The 1,912-nt window shown below is 75.3% G+C and carries 1 protein-coding gene; it reads left to right on the top strand.

All coding sequences use genetic code 11. The features are described 5' to 3' along the window. The coding region (locus tag ABEA26_RS35815) for a condensation domain-containing protein (RefSeq protein ID WP_345598231.1) at positions 1–1,912 on the top strand (1,912 nt) is incomplete at both ends.

Here is a 1,912-nt window from a genome sequence, read left to right as displayed (position 1 = left end):
CTCGCACCCGGCGGCCGGGTCTTCGTCGGCGACGTACGCGACCTGCGCCACCACCACACCCTGCGCACCGCCGTGGAGCTGGAGCGCGCCGCCCGCACCGGGGAGAGCACCGACGCCGAGGCCCTGCGGGCCGCCGTCGCCCGGGGCGTCACCGCGGAACGGGAACTCCTCTTCGCCCCCGCCTTCTTCGCCGCCCTGCACCGCGCCGTGCCCGCCCTCGACGCCGTCGACGTACGCGTCAAGAGCGGCGCACACCACAACGAACTCACCCGCCACCGCTACGACGTTGTCCTGCACACGGCCGACGGCACCACCCCCAGGGCGGCGGACCTGCCCGCCCTGGTCTGGGGCAGCGACGTCACCGGCACCGAAGGGCTCGCCGCCCTGCTGGACCGCGGCACCCCTGTGCGCGTCACCGCCCTGCCCAACGCCCGTCTCGCGGGTGAACTGGAGGCCGAACGCCTGCTCGGCGACGGTGCCGACCCCCGTACCGCCCACGCCGCCCTGTCCCGGCCGGCCGAAGCGGACGTGCCCGACCCCGCCGGACTGGCGGCACTGGCCCGGCGGCACGGGTACCGCCTCAGCCTCGGCTGGTCGGCCACCGGCCCCGCCGCGAGCCTGGACGCCGTGTTCACGCCCGTGACCGAGGGCCCCGACCCCCTCTACGCCGACCTGTGCCCCCCGGCCCCCGCCGGGGCGGACCCCACCGGGACCGCGCTCACCAACGACCCGCTGCGCTCGGGCGGCGACCCGGCACTGGCCCAGGCACTGCGCCCCTACCTGCGCGAGCGCCTGCCCGAGTACATGGTGCCCGCCACCCTCACCCTCCTGGACGCCCTGCCGCGCACCGCCAACGGCAAGCTCGACCGGCGCTCCCTGCCAGACGCCGAACCCGTGGCCCGCTCCGGGAGGGCCGCCCGGACCCCGCAGGAGGAGATCATGTGCTCCCTCTTCGCGGACGTCCTCGGCCTGTCCCGGGTGAACCCGACCGACAACTTCTTCGACCTCGGCGGCCACTCGCTGCTCGGCACCCGGCTGATCAACCGCGTCCGCTCCACCCTCGGCGCGGACCTGCCGATCCGCCGCCTCTTCCAGCACCCCAGCCCGGCGGGGCTCGCCGCGCTCCTGCACGACGCGGAGCGGGCCGGCCGGCCGGAACTGCGGCGCACGGAACGCGGCGGCGAACCGCCCCTGTCGTTCGCGCAGAGCCGGCTTTGGTTCATCAACCAGATGGAGGGACCGAGCCCCACCTACCACATACCGCTCGGTCTGCGGATCACCGGCGCCCTGGACGCGACCGCGCTGCGGGCGGCCCTGGACGACGTGATGGGCCGCCACGAGAGCCTGCGCACCGTCTTCCCGGCCCCCGACGGACGGCCCGCCCAGCGCATTCTCGACCCCGCCCCGCCCTGCGCCCTGCGCGTCACGCGCGTGCCCGCCGCCGACCTCGACGAGGCCGTCGCCGCCGCCGTCCGCGCCCCCTTCGACCTGGCCACCGAACCCCCGCTGCGCGCCGACCTGTTCTCCGTCGGCGAGCAGGAGGCACTCCTCGTCCTGACGTTGCATCACATCGCGGGGGACGGGTGGTCGCTGGGTCCGCTGGGGCGGGATCTGGCGGTGGCGTACGAGGCGCGGTGCCGTGGGGAGGCACCGGGGTGGGCGGCGTTGCCGGTGCAGTACGCCGACTACGCGGTGTGGCAGCGGGAGCTGCTGGGTGAGGAGTCGGACGGCGGCAGTGAGATGGCGCGTCAGCTCGGCTACTGGCGTGAGCGGCTGGCGGGGTTGCCGGACCAGTTGGAGATTCCGACGGACCGTCCTCGTCCGGCGGTGTTCACGCACCGGGGTGGGAGTGTGTCGTTCCGGCTGGAGCCGGAGTTGCATGCGGGGTTGGTGTCGTTGGCGCGGGAGTCGT

It is taken from the genome of Streptomyces marokkonensis (assembly GCF_039539045.1).
Taxonomy (GTDB): domain Bacteria; phylum Actinomycetota; class Actinomycetes; order Streptomycetales; family Streptomycetaceae; genus Streptomyces; species Streptomyces marokkonensis.
This window is presented reverse-complemented; position numbering and strand designations above follow the sequence as displayed.